The 21,179-nt window shown below is 73.6% G+C and carries 16 protein-coding genes; 11 read left to right on the top strand and 5 right to left on the bottom strand.

All coding sequences use genetic code 11. The annotated features are described in order from the left end of the window. Positions 1 to 61: 61 nt before the first annotated feature. From BQ6202_RS15135 to BQ6202_RS09320, 3 genes are read right to left on the bottom strand one after another with little or no spacing between them, the layout of a single operon-like run. A complete protein-coding gene (locus BQ6202_RS15135; protein ID WP_159433636.1) occupies positions 62 to 2,188 on the bottom strand; it encodes a rhamnan synthesis F family protein in 2,127 nt (708 codons plus the stop codon). A 14-nt stretch (positions 2,189 to 2,202) separates the two neighbouring features. Next, a complete protein-coding gene (locus BQ6202_RS09325; protein WP_143143708.1) occupies positions 2,203 to 4,347 on the bottom strand; it encodes a glycoside hydrolase family 99-like domain-containing protein in 2,145 nt (714 codons plus the stop codon). 48 nt (positions 4,348 to 4,395) lie between these two features. After that, positions 4,396 to 5,676: an O-antigen ligase family protein gene (locus tag BQ6202_RS09320; protein ID WP_072314209.1), complete on the bottom strand. Its 1,281-nt coding sequence runs from the start codon at positions 5,674 to 5,676 to the stop codon at positions 4,396 to 4,398. A gap of 152 nt (positions 5,677 to 5,828) precedes the next feature. Between BQ6202_RS09320 and BQ6202_RS09315 the strand changes: the two genes are divergently transcribed. After that, entirely contained in the window at positions 5,829 to 6,566 is a 738-nt protein-coding gene (locus tag BQ6202_RS09315; RefSeq protein ID WP_442855769.1) for a polyprenol monophosphomannose synthase, read from the top strand. Here BQ6202_RS09315 and BQ6202_RS09310 read toward each other — a convergent pair. Continuing rightward, entirely contained in the window at positions 6,541 to 7,719 is a 1,179-nt protein-coding gene (locus BQ6202_RS09310; protein ID WP_072314207.1) for an acyl-CoA dehydrogenase family protein, read from the bottom strand. The genes BQ6202_RS09315 and BQ6202_RS09310 overlap by 26 nt on opposite strands. A 140-nt stretch (positions 7,720 to 7,859) precedes the next feature. Between BQ6202_RS09310 and manA the strand changes: the two genes are divergently transcribed. The 5 genes from manA to BQ6202_RS09285 all read left to right on the top strand — a co-directional run bounded on the left by manA (position 7,860) and on the right by BQ6202_RS09285 (position 15,169). Then, positions 7,860 to 8,975: a mannose-6-phosphate isomerase, class I gene (gene manA, locus BQ6202_RS09305; RefSeq protein WP_234946176.1), complete on the top strand. Its 1,116-nt coding sequence runs from the start codon at positions 7,860 to 7,862 to the stop codon at positions 8,973 to 8,975. Between the two features lie 221 nt (positions 8,976 to 9,196). Beyond that, positions 9,197 to 9,454 carry a WhiB family transcriptional regulator gene (locus tag BQ6202_RS09300; protein ID WP_072315077.1) on the top strand — a complete coding sequence of 86 codons (258 nt, stop codon included), beginning with the start codon at positions 9,197 to 9,199 and terminating at the stop codon, positions 9,452 to 9,454. A gap of 31 nt (positions 9,455 to 9,485) precedes the next feature. Beyond that, positions 9,486 to 10,688: a glycosyltransferase family 2 protein gene (locus tag BQ6202_RS09295; protein WP_072314205.1), complete on the top strand. Its 1,203-nt coding sequence runs from the start codon at positions 9,486 to 9,488 to the stop codon at positions 10,686 to 10,688. A gap of 117 nt (positions 10,689 to 10,805) precedes the next feature. Then, positions 10,806 to 13,580, top strand: coding sequence for a glycosyltransferase (locus tag BQ6202_RS09290; protein WP_072314204.1), 2,775 nt, complete (start codon positions 10,806 to 10,808; stop codon positions 13,578 to 13,580). Next, entirely contained in the window at positions 13,577 to 15,169 is a 1,593-nt protein-coding gene (locus BQ6202_RS09285; RefSeq protein WP_143143707.1) for a DUF5719 family protein, read from the top strand. Before BQ6202_RS09290 ends, BQ6202_RS09285 begins: the two co-directional genes overlap by 4 nt. Before the next feature lie 33 nt (positions 15,170 to 15,202). Here BQ6202_RS09285 and BQ6202_RS09280 read toward each other — a convergent pair whose 3' ends face one another. Continuing rightward, positions 15,203 to 15,625, bottom strand: coding sequence for a hypothetical protein (locus tag BQ6202_RS09280; protein WP_072314202.1), 423 nt, complete (start codon positions 15,623 to 15,625; stop codon positions 15,203 to 15,205). A gap of 59 nt (positions 15,626 to 15,684) precedes the next feature. Here BQ6202_RS09280 and BQ6202_RS09275 point away from each other — a divergent pair, with 59 nt between their 5' ends. The 5 genes from BQ6202_RS09275 to BQ6202_RS09255 all read left to right on the top strand — a co-directional run bounded on the left by BQ6202_RS09275 (position 15,685) and on the right by BQ6202_RS09255 (position 21,178). Beyond that, complete coding sequence (locus tag BQ6202_RS09275; protein ID WP_072314201.1) at positions 15,685 to 15,945, top strand: DUF3499 family protein; 261 nt, start codon at positions 15,685 to 15,687, stop codon at positions 15,943 to 15,945. Between the two features lie 29 nt (positions 15,946 to 15,974). Beyond that, a complete protein-coding gene (locus BQ6202_RS09270) occupies positions 15,975 to 17,363 on the top strand; it encodes a phosphomannomutase/phosphoglucomutase (protein WP_072314200.1) in 1,389 nt (462 codons plus the stop codon). A 68-nt stretch (positions 17,364 to 17,431) separates the two neighbouring features. Further along, a complete protein-coding gene (galU, locus tag BQ6202_RS09265; RefSeq protein WP_072314199.1) occupies positions 17,432 to 18,325 on the top strand; it encodes a UTP--glucose-1-phosphate uridylyltransferase GalU in 894 nt (297 codons plus the stop codon). A 409-nt stretch (positions 18,326 to 18,734) separates the two neighbouring features. Continuing rightward, positions 18,735 to 19,733, top strand: a complete 999-nt coding sequence (rfbB, locus tag BQ6202_RS09260) for a dTDP-glucose 4,6-dehydratase (protein WP_072314198.1) — start codon at positions 18,735 to 18,737, stop codon at positions 19,731 to 19,733. 5 nt (positions 19,734 to 19,738) lie between these two features. Beyond that, positions 19,739 to 21,178, top strand: coding sequence for a sugar nucleotide-binding protein (locus tag BQ6202_RS09255; RefSeq protein WP_072314197.1), 1,440 nt, complete (start codon positions 19,739 to 19,741; stop codon positions 21,176 to 21,178). Position 21,179: the final 1 nt, after the last annotated feature.

Here is a 21,179-nt window from a genome sequence, read left to right as displayed (position 1 = left end):
GATCGGATGAACCGCGCCATCGTATCCCAGTCGGCGATGGCGGCTCCGCCGCCGGCAGGGCTCAGCGCATGCGCGAGCGCACGACGCGGCTCGCCTTGCGCACCACGCGCACACCCGCCGAGCGCACGCGGCCGAGCGGCCCGAGGGGGCCGAACCGCCGCTCGATGCGCTCGAGCGCCGCGGTGGAGCCGTCGATGCGCTCCGCGTGCTCGATGCGGATGGTGATGGTGTCGCCCGGGCGCAGCGGCCCGGCGACGTCATAGGCGGGGTCGTGCGTCGAGAAGAGGTCGAGCGAGCCGGCGCGCGAGCCGTTGACGGGGCGGATGCGGTAGCCGCGCTCGTCGACGCGGATCCCGCTCACGAGCAGGCCGGTGCCCTCGGCAGGGTCGAAGCGGATGCCGAGGGTGCCGTCGGGCACGACGGCCTGGAGCACCGCGGGTCCGCCGTTCGGGAAGGTCTGCTGCACGGCACCGACGTGGCGGTAGCCGCCGCCGGTGTCGAAGAAGATGCTCGCGTCGAGCGGGCGCCCACCGGCCCGCGCGATCACGTCGGCGAGCGTGTCGTGCGCGCCGGCGCCCACAGCCGCGGCGATCGCGCTGAGCGCGGCGTCGCCGAGCTCGACGCGCGTGGCGGCGGCAGCTCGGGTGATGCCGGTGCGAGCGCGGAGACCGATCGTGCCGAGGCCCTGCACGAGCACCGAGACGAGGGTCGGGTGGTCGAGCTGGCGCACGCCGCGCACGCCCGCCGTGATCTCGGCGAGGTGCTCGAGCGCCGCCCTGCGCACCCACAGGGACGCACCCGGCGTGGGCGCGAGCGGCTGCCCGATCGGCTTGCCGGGCGCAGCGGCCTCGAGCGCGGCCCGGGCGCGCGCATCCGGCAGGCGGGCCTGGCTGCCCACCAGGCGCCGGCCGAGCGCTGTCGGCGGCACGATCGCGCCGAGTGTCGGGTCATCGCGGAACGCAGCGCCCGCGGCGCGGAGGGCCTCGGCGCCGGAGCCGAGCGCGGCGCGCGCGTGGGAGCGCGCGATGCGGGCATCCTCGGCCCAGCCGGGGCGCGCGTCGTCGCCGAGCACGAGCAGCAGCTCGGCGTCGAGGTCGAGCGCGGCGAGCATCGCCGGTCGGTCTCCCGGGCTGAGCACGCGCACGCCGGCCTCGGTCGCGGCGGACGCGGCGGGGGAGTCGTCGCGGTCGCCCAGCAGGGCCACGCGCTCCGGCCCGATCGCCGCCGCCCACTCGAGCACCGAGGCTCGGGCCATGGGCCCGTCGAGGATCGCGACGGCACCGTCGGCTGTCTCTGCCGTGTCGGTGTGGGCCTGCGCCGGCGCATCCAGCCACACCGCGTCCTGCAGCGTGCGCCGCAGCCGATCGGCGGGCATCGTGCGGATGGCGTGCGCGACGAGCTCGTCGCGCTGCTCGGCCGGCAGCTCGCGCAGCAGGCGCCAGAGCTCCGCCGTCGCGGCACCGTCGGAGTGCACCGTGAGCTCCTCGGTGCTGAGGTACAGCATCCGCCGCTTGAAGACCGGGCAGCCGCGCTCGCGCACCAGCTGCGCGGAGAGGCCGATGATCGGGTTCGTGGACAGGTGCTCGAGGTCGGCCGTGTCGACGGCGACCTGCCACGTGAAGCCGTGGTCCTCGAAGTAGCCGGTCTGCTGCAGCTCGTGCAGGCGAACCGCATCCGCATAGCCCTCGATGGGCGGCAGCGCGTGCCAGTAGTCGGCGAAGGCGGCGCTCCGCAGCACGCTCGCGCGGTAGGCGGTGAAGTAGCTCTGGATGTGCGCCCGCTCGGCGCGCGGTGCGGTGGTGCCCGACTCGGGGTTCGCGGGAGCGTGCCGCGTGATGCCCCAGAGGTCCACGTCCACCTCGGCCATGCGGTCGAACATCTCGGCCAGGGGGCGCAGCGGCCCGAAGACCGAGGAGTTCGCGATCACCAGCTCGTCGAGCTCCGGCAGCCGGCTCTCGAGCGCCGTGACGCCGGCCTTGAAGGCCTCCACGTCGTAGCCGTGGTTCTCCCTGACGATGAGCTCGGCACCGAGCGCTGCGATCAGGCTCCGACCGGCGTCGTCGAGCTCGCCGTTGACGACCACGACCGCGTGCTCGACGTGCTCGAGCAGCGCGCGCAGGTAGCGGGCGTTCGCGGCGTCGAGCACGCCGTCGACGTCGTGGAACGCCCACACGAGGGCGCGGGTCATCGGGCGCGCCACGGTCATCCGATCCCGACCGCCGACCTGCATGCCTGCAGGTACGAGCGCCCGTACTGCTCGGTGGGCTCGAGCACGGCCGACTCGGCCCACTCGTTCCAGGCGTTCACGAAGACCATCCGCGCATCCGGCTCGCGGTCGGCGACTGCCGCCGCGCACGCGGCGAGCCAGCGCCGGAAGGTGTAGGGGTTGGTGCCCGTGAAGAGGTCGGGCAGCCACTGCCGCCTGGCGGTGTTGTCGAAGGTGACCATCGCGCCGGGGTAGGCGTCGCTCGCGAGGCGCGAGAGGCGCTCGTCGTAGGCGTCGACCATGGCGCGGTAGCTCATCGCCCTGCCTTCGAAGCGCGGATCCCACTGGTCAGCCGGGATCTCGGTCGCGACCCACTCGAGGTTGTGCGGCGCGAAGTCGAGCGAGCCGTCCACGATGCCGAGGGCGCCCGCCTCGCGGAGGCTGCCCATGGCGCTGCCGACGTCGACCTGCAGCAGCAGCAGCTCGCCGACGCCCTCCTCGCGGCAGCGCTGGCGCCAGCGCTCGACGGTCGCTGCCGGGTCTGGCAGCTGCGCGAGCTTGTAGACCGCGAGCACGACCGCGCCACCGGAGCGCAGGTAGCGCGGATCGCGCAGCAGCGGCATGACGTCCTCGATGAAGTCCTCGGGCGGCACGGTCTCGTACTCCTGGCCGATCAGCACGTCGGTGTCGCCGCCGTCCCAGCGCCGGGTCCAGTTCTCGTTCGCCCACATGATGCAGAAGGGCTGCTGCGTATCGCTCGCCAGCAGCCGCTCGATCGGCAGCTCGAGCAGGCGTCGGCCGGCGAACCAGTAGTAGTAGTACATGAAGCCCGCGACGCCGTGGTCGGCGGCGAGCTCTGCCTGCTGCTCGCGCACCGAGTCGAGCTCGAGCGAGTAGAAGCCGAGCTCCGTCGGCCGCAGCGGCACGTCGTGGCCGGGGTAGAGCGGTGTCGTCTTCGCGACGTTGTACCACTCGGTGAAGCCCTTGCCCCACCACTTGTCGTTCTCGGCCACGCGGTGGAACTGCGGCAGGTAGAAGGGCACGAGCCGCGCGCGGGGCGCGGTGCACGGTGCGCCGGGCGACTCGGGCACCTCGGAGCGCGTGATGACGCGCATCCCGGCCTCCTCCGACAGCAGGCCGATCATGCGCTCGACCGCGTGCGCGCAGGTGCCGTCGACCTGGCCCGCCTCCGGCTCGAAGTCGTCGCGGTCGAAGCGGAACGCGCGCAGTCCCTGCAGCACGAAGCCGCGGATCCAGTACATCGACCCGGCGGGGAACCGCAGGGCATCGGGGTCGAGCGGCATGCTGAGGCGGCGGTAGATCCCGCGCACGAGCTCGAGGTCGCCGCCCCAGTGCTCGGGGCCGGCGATGCTGCCGTCCGCGGTCACGACGGCGAGATCGGGATCGGCCCGCAGCGCCGCCAGGATGCTGCTGACGTTCTCGCGCGAGCCCAGCATCGAGCCGAGCAGCGAGGCCCGCCACGAGGCCCCGTCGCCCTCGAGCTCCTGGTGCGCGGCGCGCCACGCGCTCTGCTTCGTGTGCACCTTGAGCACGATCGGGTAGGGGTCGAGGATGCCGGCGTTGACGAGCTGCAGCATCGGCCAGATGTCGCGGCCGTGGTTCTCGACCGTGAGCACCTCGACGTGCCTGGCACCCGCGGCGCGCAGCTGCTGCGCGGAGATCGGCGTGCCGGACGAGTTCGTGACGTAGAGGTCGAAGGGCTCGTCGATGACGCTGAGGCCGGCGAGCAGCTCGTCGAGCAGCTCGGGGAAGTGGCAGTGCACGACCGCTGCGACGGCGGCGGGTTCGGTGACGGGCACGCGGCTGAAGCGCCAGTCGACGGGGAAGCCGACGAAGCGGGAGCCGTCCATGCGTGCCGACCAGCGCTCGAACGACGAGGGGGCGTCGGCGTCGCCGGCGGCGAGCGGCGTCGGGCGACGGCGGCCGTGGACGACCGCCCGGGCCGCGCGGCCGCCGAAGCGCACGATGCGCTCCGCGCGCGACTTCCACAGCCGCGGATCGAGGGGGTCCTGGCGAGCTGCCCGGTCTTCGGCGCTGCGGAGCGCGCCCCGCAGCTCGTCCAGCTGCTGGCGGAGGGCGATCAGCTCGTCCTGGCGCGCGGTCTGTTCGTCGTCGGTCACCGAGCCAGCCTAACGAGGCTGGGGCGGGGGCGGTTCAGCGGAGCGGGCTCAAGAGGCGGTCGGCATGGCGACGGTGCGAGGCGCGCGCGGCGCGATCTGCCGCCGCAGCGGCCCGATGGCGAAGATCACGAGCAGCATCAGGCCGAACTCGATCCACGGCCGCGACTCGGCGAGGCCTTGCACGAACAGCGCGACCCACAGCAGCAGCGGGATGGCGTTCAGCGCGTGCTCGCCGCGCGGCGAGCGATAGAGGGTGCCGAGGCAGTTCGCGACCGCGCGGTACTGCAGCCCCGCCCACAGCAGCACGCCCACGATGCCGAGCTGCATGAAGACGTCGAGCCAGACGTTGTGCGCCTGCAGGTAGACCATGCCGTGCATCTCGCCGAGCCGGTCGAAGGGTGCGACCCAGGGCATCCAGTAGCCGAGGTAGCCGACGCCGACCACCGGGCTCGTGAGCCCGAGGTCGATCACGCGCTCCCAGATGTCGAAGCGCCCCGTCATGTCGGCGTCGCGGCCGAGGACATCCGTCACGGTCGCCCAGTTGGCGATGATGAGCCCGACGACCACGACGCCCGCCGCGACCGCGAGCGCGAAGATCCGGTAGAAGACGGCGCCGCGCCAGCGCACCCAGGCGATCACGAGCAGCGTGAGCACGGCGACGACGGCGGTCGCGAACAGGACGGTGGCGCTGCGCGTCGCGGCCTGCATGAGCAGCGGCAGCGCGATCCAGACCGGCCACGCCCGATCGATGCGCGCGACGGCGCGGCATCCCGCGACGATGAGCGCGATGAGCGCGATCATGCCCAGCAGGTTGGCGTTGCCCATCACGCCCTGCACGCGCCCGCCGATGAAGATGGCGCCGCTCGACCAGTGCAGCTCTCCGCTGACGTCCGGCGGGTAGTCGGCCCAGAGCGGGAAGAGCGGGCGCCGCAGCACGAGCGCGACGAAGGACTCGAAGAGCACGGAGGCGATGAGCAGCCCCTGCAGCGTCCAGTGCACGACGTCGAGGATCGTGCGGTACGGCAGCGTGGCGATGAGCACAGCGCCCGCGATCGTGCCGACCAGGATGAGGCTGCCGAGCAGCGACCACCCAGGGGCGATCGCCCACGCGGCGGAGACGACCGCGGCGGCCGCGAAGGCGACCACCGGCACCGGCATCCGCTGCAGGCGCACGCGCAGCAGCACGAGCTCGATCGCGACCCAGGCGAAGGTGAGCAGCACGATCGCGCCCCACACGGGGTACCCCGTCACGTTGCGCACGGCGTCGCCGCAGGCCGCGTTGGCGACGATCCACGTGGCGAGGATCGTCCTGCGCTTCTGCCCGGACACCACCCCATCGTGGCATGAGGAGGCCGAGAAGGTCGCCGCTGCACCCGCGAGGCTCGCACTCCGCTCCTGGCCGGAGCGGCGGGGCTCCGTGTGCGAGGATGTCCAGCGCTGTCCTCCTACGAACCGGGGTCCTCTTGCGCGTCGCAGTGCTCGTGCCCACCTACGACGAGCGCGACGCGCTCCCCGGGACGATCGAGCGGCTGCTCGCCGCAGCCCCCGATGTCGACGTGCTGATCATCGACGACGCGAGCCCCGACGGCACCGGCGCGCTCGCGGACGCCATGGCTGCGGCCGACTCCCGGATCAGCGTGCTGCACCGGCCGTCGAAGGACGGCCTCGGGGCGGCCTACCTGCATGGCATCCGCGTCGCGCTCGAGCGGGGCGCGGATGCGGTGGTGGAGTTCGACGCCGACGGCTCGCATCCCGCCGAGGCCGTGCCGCGGATGCTCGCCGCGATCGCCGATGGCGCGGACCTCGCCATCGGCTCGCGCTGGGTGCCGGGCGGGGGCATCGTCGACTGGCCGTGGCACCGGCAGGCGATCTCGCGCCTCGGCAACGTCTACGCGCGCGTCCTGCTGGGCTCGCCGGTGCGCGACATGACCGCCGGATGCCGCGCATACACCGCGGCGCTGCTGCGCCGCATCCCGCTCGACGAGGTGCGCAGCCAGGGCTACTGCTTCCAGATCGACATGACCAGGCGCGCCCACGACGCGGGGGCGACGGTCGTCGAGGTGCCGATCCGGTTCCGGGAGCGCGAGCTCGGCGTCTCGAAGATGACGCCCGGCATCGTGCGCGAGGCGCTCACGAGCGTCACGGGATGGGCCGTCGGCCGCGCGGTGGCCGCGGCGACCGACCGCCTCCGGCTCAGACGAACGCCGACTGCCCGCTGATCGCGCGGCCGACGATGAGCGAGTTCATCTGCGCGGTGCCCTCGTAGGTGTAGATCGCCTCGGCGTCGGCGAAGAAGCGCGCGACGTCGTAGTCGGTCACGATGCCGTTGCCGCCGCAGACCTCGCGGCACCAGGCGACCACCTCGCGCATGCGGCTCGTCGTGTAGGCCTTGGCGAGCGCGGAGTGGGCGTCGCCCTGCCTGCCCTCGTCGAGCATCCGGGACACCTGCACGCACAGGGCGATCGAGGCGGTGATGTGCCCGAGCGACTTCGCCAGCATGTCCTGCACGAGCTGGTGGCCGGCGATCGGCTTGCCGAACTGCACGCGCTCGGTGGTGTAGCGCACCGCCGCCTCGTAGGCGCCGACCATGATGCCGACGGCGCTCCACGCCACCTCGGCGCGCGTCAGGCGCAGCACTCGCGCGGTGTCGCGGAAGCTCGCGGCCTGCTGCAGGCGCATCGCCTCCGGCACGCGCACCCCCTCGAGCACGATGTCGGCGTTCTGCACCATCCGGAGCGAGATCTTGCGCTCGATCTTCGTGGCCGTGAAGCCGGGGGAGTCGGTCGGCACGATGAAGCCCTTGACCTGGCCGTCCTCGGCGTCCTTGGCCCAGATCACCACGATGTCGGCGTGCGTCGCGTTGCCGATCCAGCGCTTCGCGCCGTCGATCACCCAGGTGTCGCCTTCGCGCCGAGCGACGGTGCGCAGGCCCTGGGCGGAGTCGGAGCCCGAGAGCGGCTCGGTCAGGCCGAAGGCGCCGACGACCGAGCAGTCGGCGAGCTTCGGGAGCCACTGTGCGCGCTGCTCCTCGCTGCCGCCGACCCCGATGGAGCCGGCGACGAGGCCGTTCTGCACGCCGACGAAGGTCGAGACGGATGCGTCGACGCGGCTCATCTCGAGCGCGACCCAGCCGCGGTAGACGGCGGAGTTCTCGAACGCCGCCGTCTCTGCCCAGCCCGCGCCGATGACGCCGAGCGCGGCGATGCCCGGGATGAGCTCCATGGGGAAGGCATCGCGGTGCCAGTGGTCGTCGATGACCGGGCGCACGCGCTCCTCCATGAAGGCGCGGATCTCGGTGAGCGAGGCCTGCTCGGCCTCGCTGAGGTCGGCGGCGAACCCGTAGAAGTCGCTCGTGAGCGGCGTGAAGGTCATGGCTCCTCGGTTCCTGTCGGCGGCGGCGGTGCCGCGGATGCTGTCGGCCGTCGGGCCGTCGGCGTCAGGCTATGCGGAGCGCGAGATCGGCGGCGCGCTCGTTGGTACGCTCGTGCAAATCGCGGGAAGGAGACCGGGACGTGTTTGTGCCGATCGCCAATGCACCGCGCGACTACGCCTGGGGCAGCCGCAGGCTGCTGAGCGACTACCTCGGTCGGGCTCCCTCGGGCGGCCCCGAGGCCGAGCTCTGGCTCGGCGCGCACCCCGGATGCCCGGCGCGCGTCACCGAGGGCGAGCACGCCGGCCTCGACCTCGACGCCGCGCTCGACGCGCTCGAGCGGCCGCAGCCGCGCATGCTGCTGAAGGTGCTCGCCGCCGCGGAGCCGCTCTCGCTCCAGGCGCATCCGGACGCCGAACAGGCGCGCGCGGGCTTCGAGCGCGAGGAGGCGGCGGGCGTGCCGCGCGACGCGCCGCACCGCAGCTACCGCGACCCCGCCGCGAAGCCGGAGCTCGTGGTCGCCGTGACGCCCTTCGAGGCGCTCAGCGGATTCCGCCCGCGCGCTGCCGCCGTCGACGCCTTCGCTGCCCTCGAGCGCATCGACGCGCGCTTCGCGCCGGTCGCCGAGCGCGTGCGCGCAGACGACGCCCTCGCGTGGCTGCTCTCGGGCTCGCTGGGAGTGGCGCCCGCGCTCGCCGCGGCGCACGAGCGGATCGACGCCATCGCAGCGGCGCTGCCGGTCGAGGCCGACACCATCCGGCGGCTCGAGGCCACGCACCCGGGCGACCCCGGCATCCTCGTCGCCCTGCTGCTCAACCGCGTCTCGCTGCAGCCCGGTGAGGGGCTCTTCCTGCCCGCCGGCAACCTGCACGCCTACCTCGAGGGGCTCGGCATCGAGCTCATGGGACCGAGCGACAACGTGCTGCGCGGTGGCCTCACCCCGAAGCACGTCGACGTGGCAGAGCTGCTCGCGGTCGTCGACACCGCGCCGGTGGCCGACCCGCGCCTGGCCGCCGAAGCGCTCGACGGTGCCCTGGCCTACCGCCCGCAGGCGCCGTTCGAGCTGCGGCGCATCGAGGGGCCGCACGCGGTCGACGCCCGGCGGGCGCTGATGCTCGCCATCGCACCGACGGAGGTGGAGGTCGACGGGGAGCGGCGCGCGCTCGCGAGCGGCGAGGCCGCCTGGATCGACGTCGATGCCGGATTCGCGGTCGACTCGGCCGAGGCGTGGCTGGCGATCGAGCTCGACACGCCGTGACGCGCGCTGCCGCCCTCAGCGAGCGACACGCGTAGAATCCTCGACTTGACGCGGGACGAACTACACCGGTGTAATTGGTGCAGCGCGAGCCCGGCCGGGGTCTCGCAGAACCGGGGGAAGCCATGCGAGAGGGAGTGCAGCGCAGCACGACAGCAGCGCGAGGCAGCGATGATGAGGGGCTCCGCCGCGGCGTGCCCGGCGACTGGTTCGTCGACCCGATCATGCTCGGGGTCCCGGGCGTCCGCACCGAGGCCGACGACCACCCGCTCGGCTGGCAGGCCGATGCGCTCTGCGCCGAGACCGACCCCGAGGCGTTCTTCCCCGAGAAGGGCGGCTCCACCCGCGATGCGAAGCGCATCTGCGACACCTGCGAGGTGCGCCAGCAGTGCCTCGACTACGCGCTCGAGAACGATGAGCGCTTCGGCATCTGGGGCGGCCTCTCGGAGCGCGAGCGCCGCAAGCTCCGCAAGCTCGCCTGAGGGGTCCCTGGCGCGCTCATAGGATGAGCGCGTGACCCTCGTCCTGACTCTGATGGTCCGCGACGAAGCGGACATCCTCGCTGCCTTCCTCGAGCACCACCTCGCCCAGGGCGTCGACCGGATCCTCGTGACCGACAACGGCTCGGTCGACGGCACTCGAGAGATCCTCGCCGAGTACGCGGCCGTCGCGCCCGTCACGGTCTTCGACGACCTCGAGCACAGCAAGCAGCAGTCGCGCGTCGTCACCGCGATGGCTCGCCTCGCGGCCACCGAGCACGGTGCCGACTGGGTCATCAACGGCGACGCCGACGAGTTCCTCCGGCCGGTCGACCCCGGCCGCACCCTCGCCGAGGTCTTCGACGAGCTGCCGCGCTCGCTCGGCTCCTTCTTCGTGCCGGTCGTCAACATGGTCGGGCCGCTCGCCCGAGCCGGGTCGGGCATCCGCCGTCTCACCTACCGCGATCAGCGGAGCGAGGAGCAGCTGCGGGCCGCCGGCCTGATCGCGCACCCCACGCCCAACGCCGTGCACGTCGGCGACCCCGAGGTCGAGGTGGCGCAGGGCAACCACCGCGTCTCCATCGAGCAGCGCGGCGAGGTGCCGGCCGAGCTCGCGCTCGAGGTGCTGCACCTGCCATGGCGCTCGATGGCCCAGGTCGAGCGCAAGACGCGCAACATGGGCGAGGGCTACGACGCGAGCCCCGACCTGCACCCCTCGCCGAAGCACCACGGCATGCGCGACTGGCGACGGATGCGCGCCGGACTGCTGACCGCGTTCGTCGCGTGCCGGCTGCCGACGCTCGAGGAGGCGGAGCACGGCCCCTACGAGCGCGACGAGCGACTGCCCGAGTCGCTCGCGGCGCTGCCCGCGCTGCTGCCCGAGCGGCTGGCGGCTGCGCTCGACGATGCCGACGACCAGCTCTTCGAGCCGGAGGCGGTGCTGGCCGAGCGCGAACGGGCGGCGATCGTGGCGCCCTTCGAGGCGCTCGTGCTCGAGGAGCTCACGAACGCCAGGCTCGACGCCGACACGCTGCGGCAGGATCGCGACCGGCTCGGCGTGCAGCGCGACGGCACGCAGGGCCTCGCCGACCGGCTGGAGCGCGAGCTGCAGGAGGCGCACGAGCGCGAGCGCGCGCTCGAGTCGCGCATCGTCGACCTCGAGCGCCCGCACCCGCTGCGCCCGAGCGTGATCGCGGCGCGGGCCCAGCGATCACTGGGGCGGCTGCTGCGGCGCTGAAGCCACCTGCGCGAGCGCGTCGACGCGCTGGCGCTCCGGCAGGAGCCGCGTGCTCGATCCCGCGGCACACCGGAGCCAACGCGAGCCGGGCCGCGCCTGCGCACCTAGCCTTGCCGAGTGCATCCGAGGGTCTTCGCCGTGCTCGCGGCCAGCAGCGGTGCCGCATATCTGCCGGCGACGCTCGAGGCGGTCGACGCGCAGACCGTCGCGCCAGAGCGGCTGCTCGCCGTCGACGGCGGCTCGAAGGATGACACGCGCGCCCTGCTCGAGTCCTCCGGCGCGCACAGCGTGGTCGTCGCGCCCCGACTGCCCTACGGCGAGCTGATCTCCAGGGGCGTCGCCTCCCTGCCGGACGCTGAGGCCGGTGACTGGCTCTGGCTGCTCGCGCACGACGCGACGCCGCATCCGCGCGCCCTGCAGGCGCTGCTCGCGCACGTCGAGTCGCACCCGAGCGTCGTGCTCGTGGGGCCGAAGGTCATGCGGGCGGATGAGCCGGACCGGTTCTCGGAGTTCGGCCAGACCGTGACACCGCTCGGGCGCAGCCTGCTGCTGCACGAGGGCGAGCTCGACCAGGGCCAGCACGACGACGACAGCGACCGCCTCGGCGTTGCCGAGACCGGCCTGCTGGTGCGCCGCGACGTGTACGCAGCGGTGGGCGGGTTCGACCCCGTGCTCCGCTCGATCGACGCGGGCCTCGACCTCGGCGTGCGCGTGCGCCTCGCCGGCCACCGCGTCGCGGTCGAGCCGCGCGCGAAGGTGCGTCGCGCGGGCGGGCCGGAGCACTTCGCCGCCCGCTCGGTCAGCGACGCCCAGCGGGTCGCGATCGCCCGGCGTGCGCAGCTGCATCGCCGGCTCGCCTACGCGCATCCCCTCGCCCTGCTCCTGCACTGGCTGCTGCTGCTGCCGACCGGTCTCGTGCGCACCGTCGTGCACCTGGTGGCGAAGCGACCGGCCGCGGTGCTCTCCGAGTGGCGCGCGACGCTCACCGCCCTCGTCGCCCTGCCCTCCACCGCGCGCGCACGGCGGCGCATCGCAGCGGTGCGGCGGGTCGGCTGGCGCTCGCTGCGCCCGCTGCGCGCCTCGTGGCGCACCGTGCGGTCGCAGCGCAGGGCCCTCGGCGATCCCGAGCGGATGCAGGTCGCGGTCGACGAGCGGGTCGGATTCGTGGAGGGCGCGGGGCTGTGGGTCACGGCGCTCGCGGTCGTCGTCGGGATCGTGCTCTCACCGCAGCTCATCGCCGCGGGCGCCGCCACCGGCGGCTCGCTCCTGCCGCTCTCCTCGTCGCTCGGCGAGCTGTGGTCGAACGCCCTCGCAGGCAGCCGCGACGCGCTCGGCGAGGTGACGGGCGCAGCCGATCCCTTCGTGCTGCTGCTGGCGCTGCTGGGCTCGCTCACGCCCTGGAGCCCATCCGCCGCCGTCGTGCTGCTGCTCTTCCTCGCGCCGGCGATCGCCTCGGTCACCGCGTTCTTCGCCGTGCGACGGATGACCACCTCGCGGTGGGCGCCGGCGGTGGCGGCCGCGGTCTGGGCGCTGTCGCCGCTGCTCCTCATGAGCGTCGCCGAGGGTCGGCTCGGCGCGGTCATCGCGCACCTCGCACTGCCGCTCGCCGTCGGCGGGGTGCTGCGGGCTTCGGACTCCTGGCGGGCTGCCGGCGCCGCCGCGATCCCCGTCGCGATCGTGGTCGCGGGCGCGCCGGTGCTCCTGCCGGCCATGGTGCTGCTCGCCCTGCTCGCGGCCGCGGTCGGCTGGCGCGCCCTCCTCCGCCCGATCGTCACGCTCGTCCCCGCCGCCGCGCTCATGGCTCCGGTGGTCGTCGATCGGTGGCTCGCAGGCTCCCCGCTCGCCGCACTCGCCGACCCGGGCGTGCCGAGGGCGTCGCTGCCGCCCACCGCTGTCGAGGCGGCTCTGCTCGCGCCCGACAGCACGTTCGCCTCCCTCGACGGCGTGATCGCCTGGCTCGCGCCGGGTGTCGACGGCGCGTGGTTCGCGCTCGGGCTGCTGGTGCCGCTCGCGCTCGCCGCGCTGGCGGGTGTCGTGCTGCGGCCCTCGCGGGCCTGGCCGTGGGTCGTGCTCCTGCTCGCGGGCTACGCGACCGCCATCGCGTCGACGCGGCTCGCGCTGACGTCGCTCGAGGGGCAGCCGGTGACGGTGTGGGCGGGCACCGGGGCTTCGCTGTGCCTCGCGGCGCTCATCGCCCTCGCGGTCGTCGCCGTCGAGGTCGACGACCGCCGCGGCGCCGTGCCCGGCGGCCTCGTGGCGCTCGTCGCGGTCGTCGCCGCGGTGCCCGTGGTGGCGACGTCGTTCCTGACGCCCGCGACCGTCATCGCCGGGCCCGAGCGGCGGATGCCGGCCTTCGTCGAGGCCGCGGCGACCGAGGAGCCGGGGATCGGCACGCTCGTGCTGCTGCCGCTCGCCGACGCGACGCTCGGCGTCGACGTCGAGCGCGGCACCGGCACGACGCTCGATCGCGTCTCGACCGCCGAGCTCGTGCGCGACGCGCCGAGCGAGGACGAGGAGGCGCTGGCGCAGGCGGCCGTCGACATGACGTCCGGCGGCGACGCCGACATCGCGAGCCTGCTCGATGCCCAAGGCCTGCGCTTCGTGCTGCTCGAGCAGGAGCGCGAGGGTGGCGCCGACCTGCACGATCGCGCGCAGCGCTCCCTCGACGCTCGCGGCGACCTGCAGGCGATCGGGCAGACCGAGGCCGGGCTGCTGTGGCAGCGCATCGACGGGGGTGGCGCGACGCCGCCCGAGCGGCCCGCGTGGGCCGGCTGGCTGCTGCTGGGGCAGCTGATCGCGCTCGCCGGCGCCGTGGTGACGGCGCTGCCCTCGCTGCGGCGCGGTGCGCGCGGCCGCACGCGCCGGCTCGAAGGATCGGGGGAGTGGCGATGAGCGATCGTGACAGCGAGCTGGAGCCGCTCGACGACTCGCAGCAGTTCGACGACCCCTCGCCCATCCCCGACGGCGAGCAGCCGCGCGAGCACCGGCCCGCCCCGGAGGAGCTCGCGGTCGAGGCCCAGGCCGAGCCCACCGGCGACATCGCGAGCGACGTCACCCTGACCGACCGCGAGGCCGCCGCGAACGAGGCCGCGGAGGCCGGTCGACGAGCCGAGCGCCGCGACCTCGTGCGCTGGGGGCTCCGAGCGCTCGCGGGCGCTGCTGCTGCGGCCCTCGGCCTCGGAGCGGTGCTCGCGGCGGGCGCCGTGCCGCAGGACGCGCGGGTCGAGGCCGAGGCGCCGAGCTCGCTCGTGCAGCCGGCATCGCCGCTGCAGTCGCGGCTGTGCGCCGGTCCCGCCCTGCGGATCGGCACCGCTGACGGCGCGGATGCGCTCGCCGTCGCGTCGCTCGCAGAGCCGGAGGTCGCGGTCGGCAGCCTCGGCGGCGAGGTCGCGCAGGACCGGGTCGAGATCGCCGGCTCGGGCGACGGTGCGCAGCCCGGTGGCGAGGCCGTCGTGCAGAGCGACGAGGCGTCCGCGCTCTCGGCGGCGCAGTCGCTCGAGCTCGACTCCGAGGCTGCGCGCGGCTACGCCGCGAGCGAGTGCGCCGAGCCGCGCCTCGAGCAGTGGCTCGTCGGCGGCTCGACGCGCACCGGACGGCAGGCGGTGCTGACGATCGCCAACGCATCCGACGTCGCCGCGAGCGTCGACGTCACGGTCTACGGTGCCGAGGGCCAGGTGTCGTCGGTCGGCTCGACCGGCATCGCCGTGCAGGCCGGCACCGAGGTCGCGCTCGACCTCGCTGCGATCGCGCCTGACGTGCCGGATGTCGTGGTGCAGGTCTCCGCCGTCGGCGCCCCGGTGGCGGCGCACCTGCAGCAGGTGACGACGCGTGGGCTCGAGCGCGGCGGCTTCGAGGTCATCGATCCCGTGCCGGCGCTCGACACCGCGGTGCTGCCGGGCGTCACGGTCTCCGAGCCCACGGGCCTGGAGACGCAGGAGGGCTACGACGACACGGTGCCGGTGCTGCGCCTGCTCTCGCCCACCGGCGGCCCCGTGCGCATCGTCTTCCAGTCCGACGACGGCGCCACGATCGAGTCGGCCGGATCGCTCGAGGCTGGTCGCGTGACCGACTTCCCGCTCGAGGAGCTGCCGATCGGCACGCTGGCGATCAGGGTCGAGGCGGATGCGCCGGTCGTCGCGGGGGCGCGCACGGTCGCGATCGCGGGCGAGGGCCTCGACTTCGACTGGGTGGCCGGCGGTCAGCCGCGCTCGGGCACCTCGGCGATCGCCGTGCCCGGTGGCCCGGGAGCGACGCTGCACATCGTGAGCGCGGCAGCCGAGGCGCAGGAGATCACGGTCGACGGCGCGATGGTGCAGCTGCCGGCCGGCGGCGTGCACGAGCAGCGGGTCGACAGCGGATCGGTCGAGGTCGCCGGCGAGCAGCTCGTCGTCGCCGTCGCCTACCGCAGCGCGAGCGAGGCGGGCGGCTTCACGGCGAGCCCGCAGGGGCCGGCCGCCGAGGGCGTGCGGGTGCTCCACTAGCCGCAGCGCCGACGGCCGCAGCGGCGGGCTGGCTCAGTGGTGGCGCCAGCGGTCCGGGGCGACCTCCCACGGGTCGCGCCCGATGAGCTCGGCCGCGGCCCGGAAGACGGCGCCCTCGATGGCGACCTGGCGGTGCCAGGGATCGTCGATGTGCACGCGCGGCAGGCGCTGCAGCGGCAGCCGGAAGATCGTGATCGTGCGCCGGGCGGTGTCGATCGCCCACTCGGGCACCTCGTCGACGCGGTCCGCCAGGGCGCCGGGCGGCATGTCCGCCCACTGGAAGCGCACGTCACCGAGCTCGGCCGGCCACAGCGAGACCACGTAGTCGGCGGCGTCCGCCGCGACGTCCTCGAAGCGCGTCTCCCTCGACGAGAGGAAGGGGAGGACGGGGCCCGCCACCGAGGAGCGGATGTCACGGCCGTGCCGGGATCCGCGGGAGCGCGTGCGGGCGGGCATGCCGACATCCTACGTGTCGCGCGTCGGCGCCCGCCCTCGCCGCCACTAGCCTGGGTCGGATGGACTCCAGCCTCGACCGCAGCGGCGACAGCCTCGGCGCAGACAGGACGTGCTCGCGACCCGGCTGCCGCCGGTACGCCGACCGCACCGTCACCGTCGACTACGCAGCCCAGCTGCTCGTCGTCGGCCCGCTGCAGCCGGCGACCAGGCAGGGCGCCATCGAGGGCAGCTACGACCTGTGCTCGCCGCACGCCGACCGGCACGCGGGGCCCTCTGGCTGGCAGGTCGTGCGATACGAGCCGGGGCACGCGAGCCGCTGAGGCCCGCGTCGAATGTGGAGGGGGAAGCCATGGCGCTGACCGACATCGTGAAGGCGTACGACGTGCGGGGGCTCGTCGACGGGCAGCTGACCGCCGAGGTGGTGCGCGCGCTCGGTGCGGCCTTCGCCGACGAGGTGGGCGGCGACGCCCCGATCGTCATCGGGCACGACATGCGCCCCTCGTCCCCGGAGCTCGCCACCGCCGCCGCCGACGGCGCGCGCCGCCGAGGCGCCGACGTCGTGCTGATCGGGCTCTGCTCCACCGACGGCACCTACTTCGCCTCGGGCTCGCTCGACGCGCCCGCGATGATGTTCACCGCATCCCACAACCCCGCCGCCTACAACGGCATCAAGTTCTCGCGCGCGGGCGCCAGGGGCGTCAGCCTCGACACCGGCCTCGCCGCGATCCGCGACGGCGCGCAGCGCTACCTCGACGGCGGCCTGACCGAGGCCGAGCGGTACGGCGAGCTGGTCGAGCGCGACATCCTCGCCGGCTACTCGGCGCACCTGCGCGGCCTCGTCGACCTCGGCGGCATCCGGCCCCTGCGGGTCGTGGTGGATGCGGCGAACGGCATGGGCGGCATGACGGTGCCGGCGGTGCTCGGCACGGCCGCGGGGCTGCCGGCGCTGCCGATCGAGATCGTGCCGATGTACTTCGAGCTCGACGGCACCTTCCCGAACCACGAGGCGAATCCGCTCGACCCCAAGAACCTCGTCGACCTGCAGGCCGCCGTGGTCGAGCACGGCGCCGACATCGGCCTCGCCTTCGACGGCGACGCCGACCGCTGCTTCGTGATCGACGAGCGCGGCGAGCCGGTGTCGCCCTCGGCGATCGCTGCGATCGTGGCCGAGCGCGAGATCGGACGCGTGCGGGCGGCCGGGGAGACCGACGTCGTGGTGCTGCACAACCTCATCACGAGCCGCGTCGTCCCCGAGGTGATCCGCGCATCCGGGGCCACGCCCGTGCGGACGCGCGTCGGGCACTCGCTCATCAAGGACCGCATGGCCGAGACGGGCGCGGTCTTCGGCGGCGAGCACTCGGCCCATTACTACTTCCGCGACTTCTGGGGCGCCGACAACGGCATGCTCGCGGCGATGCACGTGCTCGCGACGCTCGGCGCGGGCGACGAGCCGATGTCGCGGCTCGGCGCGCGCTACTCTCCCTACTTCGCCTCGGGCGAGATCAACTCGACCGTCGCCGACGTGCCGGCCGCCTACACGCGCGTCGTCGAGGCATTCGCTGGCCGGGGCGACTTCGACGAGCTCGACGGGCTGACGGTGACCGCGCCCGGCGGCGACTGGTGGTTCTCGGTGCGCCCCTCGAACACCGAGCCGCTGCTGCGGCTGAACGCAGAGGGCGAGACCGAGGCCGCCATGGTGGCGATCCGCGACGAGGTCCTGGCGCTCATCCGCGCCTGAAGGAGCGCCGCACCGGGCCCGCGCGGCGATGCGCTGGACGCCCGGCCGTCCGAAGTAGCCTTTCCCTCATGCCGCACTCCGTGACCAAGGCCGTGATCCCCGCTGCGGGGCTCGGTACTCGCTTCTTGCCGGCGACGAAGGCGCTGCCGAAGGAGATGCTGCCGGTGGTCGACAAGCCGGCGATCCAGTACGTGGTGGAGGAGGCGGTGCGGGCGGGGCTGCAGGACGTGCTGTTCGTGACGGGCCGCAACAAGAACGCGCTGGAGAACCACTTCGATCGGGCGACGGAGCTCGAGATGATCCTGACGAGCAAGGGCGACGCGCAGAAGCTGTCGCGGGTGGCGGAGTCGACGGATCTGGCGAACGTGCACTACGTGCGGCAGGGGGATCCGAAGGGGCTGGGGCACGCGGTGCTGCGCTCGCGCGATCACGTGGGCGGTGACTCGTTCGCGGTGCTGCTGGGCGATGACATCATCGACGGCCGGGACATGCTGCTGGAGCGGATGCTGCAGGTGCACGACGCGAAGGATTCGTGCGTGGTGGCGCTGATGGAGGTCGATCCTGCGCAGGCGCACCTGTACGGCATCGCGACGGTCGAGGCGACCGATGAGGATGACGTGGTGCGGGTGCGGGGTCTGGTGGAGAAGCCGGAGCCGGGGACGGCGCCGTCGAACCTGGCGGTCGTGGGCCGCTATGTGCTGAAGCCGGAGATCTACCCGGTGCTGGAGCAGACGGAGCCGGGTCGCGGGGGTGAGATCCAGCTGACGGATGCGCTGCTGACGATGGCGGACGACGAGGTGTTCGGCGGGCTCCACGGCGTGGTGTTCCGCGGCCGCCGCTACGACACGGGCGACAGGCTCGACTACATCAAGGCCAACGTGCAGCTCGCCGTCGAGCGCGAGGACCTCGGCCCGGGCCTGCGCGCCTGGCTGAGAGAGTTCGTGGACGGCTTCGAGCGCTGACCGCGCCCCGACTGGCGCCTCCGGCGCCTGAGTGGCGCTTCGCGCGCCTGAGTGGCGCCTCCGGCGCCTGAGTGGCGCTTCCCGCGTGTGAGTGGCGCTTCGCGCGTGTGAGTGGCGCTTCGCGCGTATGAGTGGCGCCCTCCACATCTGCCGCTGGCGCGGCATCCCTGCGCGCCCGAGGCGCCAGTCAGCGCTGGGAGGCGCCACTCGGCGCTGGGAGGCGTCACTCGGCGCCGGGAGGCCCCAGTCAGCGCTGGGAGCCGCCAGTCAGCGCTGGGAGGCGTCACTCGGCGCCGGGAGTCGCCAGTCAGCGCTGGGAGGCGCCACTCAACGCCGGGAGGCGCCACTCGGCGCTGGAGGGCGCCACCCACCGCGAGAGCGCCGCTGCACCGCCACTACGCTGGGTGCCATGAGCAAGCTCCTCGTGACCGGCGGCGCCGGCTTCATCGGTTCGAACTTCGTCCACTACGCCATCGCCAACACCGAGCACGACATCGTCGTGCTCGACAAGCTGACGTACGCCGGCGACCCTGCGACGCTCGAGGGGCTGCCAGAGGACCGCGTGCGGCTCGTGGTGGGCGACATCGCCGACCCCGAGGTGGTCGATGGCCTGGTGGCAGAGGCGGATGCGGTGGTGCACTACGCCGCGGAGTCGCACAACGACAACTCGCTCTCGGACCCCTCGCCCTTCGTCCAGACCAACCTGATCGGCACGTTCACGCTGCTCGAGGCCGCGCGCCGCCACGCGAAGCGCTTCCACCACATCTCGACCGACGAGGTCTACGGCGACCTCGAGCTCGACGACCCGGCGAAGTTCACGCCCGAGACGCCCTACAACCCCTCCAGCCCCTACTCGTCGACGAAGGCGGGCTCGGACCTGCTCGTGCGCGCCTGGGTGCGCTCGTTCGGCCTCGAGGCGACGATCTCGAACTGCTCGAACAACTACGGCCCTCGCCAGCACGTCGAGAAGTTCATCCCGCGGCAGATCACGAACGTGATCGACGGCGTGCGGCCGCGGCTCTACGGCGCGGGCGAGAACGTGCGCGACTGGATCCACGCCGACGACCACTCCTCGGCGGTGCTGCGGATCCTCGAGGCTGGCCGCTCTGGCGAGACCTACCTCATCGGCGCCGACGGCGAGAAGAACAACCTCGAGGTCGTGCAGGCGATCCTGACGATGATGGGGCAGGAGGCCGACGCCTTCGACCACGTGACGGACCGCCCTGGCCACGACATGCGCTACGCGATCGACGCGACGAAGCTGCGCGACGAGCTGGGCTGGGAGCCCGCGTTCACCGACTTCGAGGCGGGGCTGCGCGACACCATCGACTGGTACCGCGCCAACGAGGCGTGGTGGCGCCCGCAGAAGGCCGCAGCAGAGGCCAAGTACGCGCAGGCCGGGCACTGATCCGCATGGGAGAGCTGGAGACGGGCAAGCAGCTGCGGGTGCGCGAGACGCCGATCCCGGGGTTCCTGGTCATCGACCTGCCGGTGCACGGCGACAACCGCGGCTGGTTCAAGGAGAACTGGCAGCGCGAGAAGCAGCTGGCGCTGGGCCTGCCCGACTTCGGGCCGGTGCAGAACAACATCTCGTTCAACGCGCAGCCGGGCGTGACCCGCGGCATCCACGCCGAGCCGTGGGACAAGTACATCTCGGTCGCCTCCGGCCGCGTCTTCGGCGCGTGGGTCGACCTGCGCGAGGGCCCCTCCTTCGGGGCGACGTTCACGATCGAGATCGACGCCTCGGTCGCCGTGTTCGTGCCGCGCGGCGTCGGCAACGCCTTCCAGGCCCTCGAGCCAGACACCGCCTACACCTACCTCGTCAACGACCACTGGTCGGCCGAGGCGCAGGGTGAGTACACCTTCCTCAACCTCGCCGACCCGACGGCGGCGATCGCCTGGCCGATCCCGCTCGAGCAGGCCGAGCTCTCCGACAAGGACCGCGCGCACCCGACGCTCGCCGACGTCACCCCCATGCCGCCGCGCACGACCCTCGTGATCGGCGCGAACGGCCAGCTCGGCCGGGCGCTGCGCGCGCAGTGGGCCGGCCGCACCGACGTCGAGTTCGCGGGCCGCGACCGCATCGACCTCGCACGGCCGGAGACGCTCGAGGGCATCCGCTGGTCGTCGTACGGCACGATCGTCAACGCCGCCGCCTACACGGCGGTGGATGCGGCGGAGACCGACGAGGGTCGCCGCGACGCCTGGGCGGTCAACGCGACCGCGCCCGCGAGGCTCGCCGCCATCGCGACCGCGCACGGCCTCACGCTCGTGCACGTCTCCAGCGACTACGTCTTCGACGGCACGAGCGCGCTCCACGGCGAGGACGAGCCGCTCAGCCCGCTCGGCGTCTACGGCCAGTCGAAGGCCGCGGGCGACCTCGCCGTCGAGGCGACGCGCAAGCACTACGTCCTGCGCACCTCGTGGGTGGTCGGCGACGGCAAGAACTTCGTCTCGATCATGGCGGGGCTCGCCGAGCGCGGCATCGACCCCTCGGTCGTCAGCGACCAGGTGGGCAGGCTCACGTTCGCCTCCGAGCTGGCGCGCGGCATCGACCACCTGCTCGCCTCGGGCGCTCCGCACGGCACCTACAACCTCAGCAACGACGGCGACCCGGTCAGCTGGGCCGACATCGCGCAGCGGGTGTTCGCGCGCCTCGGGCACGAGCCGAGCCGCGTCACCCCCGTGTCGACAGAGGCCTACTACGCCGGCAAGGAGGGCATCGCGCCGCGCCCGAAGCAGAGCGTGCTCGACCTCTCGCGCATCCGCGCCACCGGCTTCGCGCCGCTCGACCAGCACGAGGCGCTGGACGCGCACATCGACGCGATCGCCGAGGAGTCGCGCGGCTCCTGAG

The sequence above is a fragment of the Agrococcus sp. Marseille-P2731 genome, from assembly GCF_900117395.1.
Classification (GTDB): Bacteria; Actinomycetota; Actinomycetes; order Actinomycetales; family Microbacteriaceae; genus Agrococcus.
The sequence above is the reverse complement of the archived record's forward strand: the minus strand, read 5'-3'. Positions and strand labels throughout refer to the sequence as shown.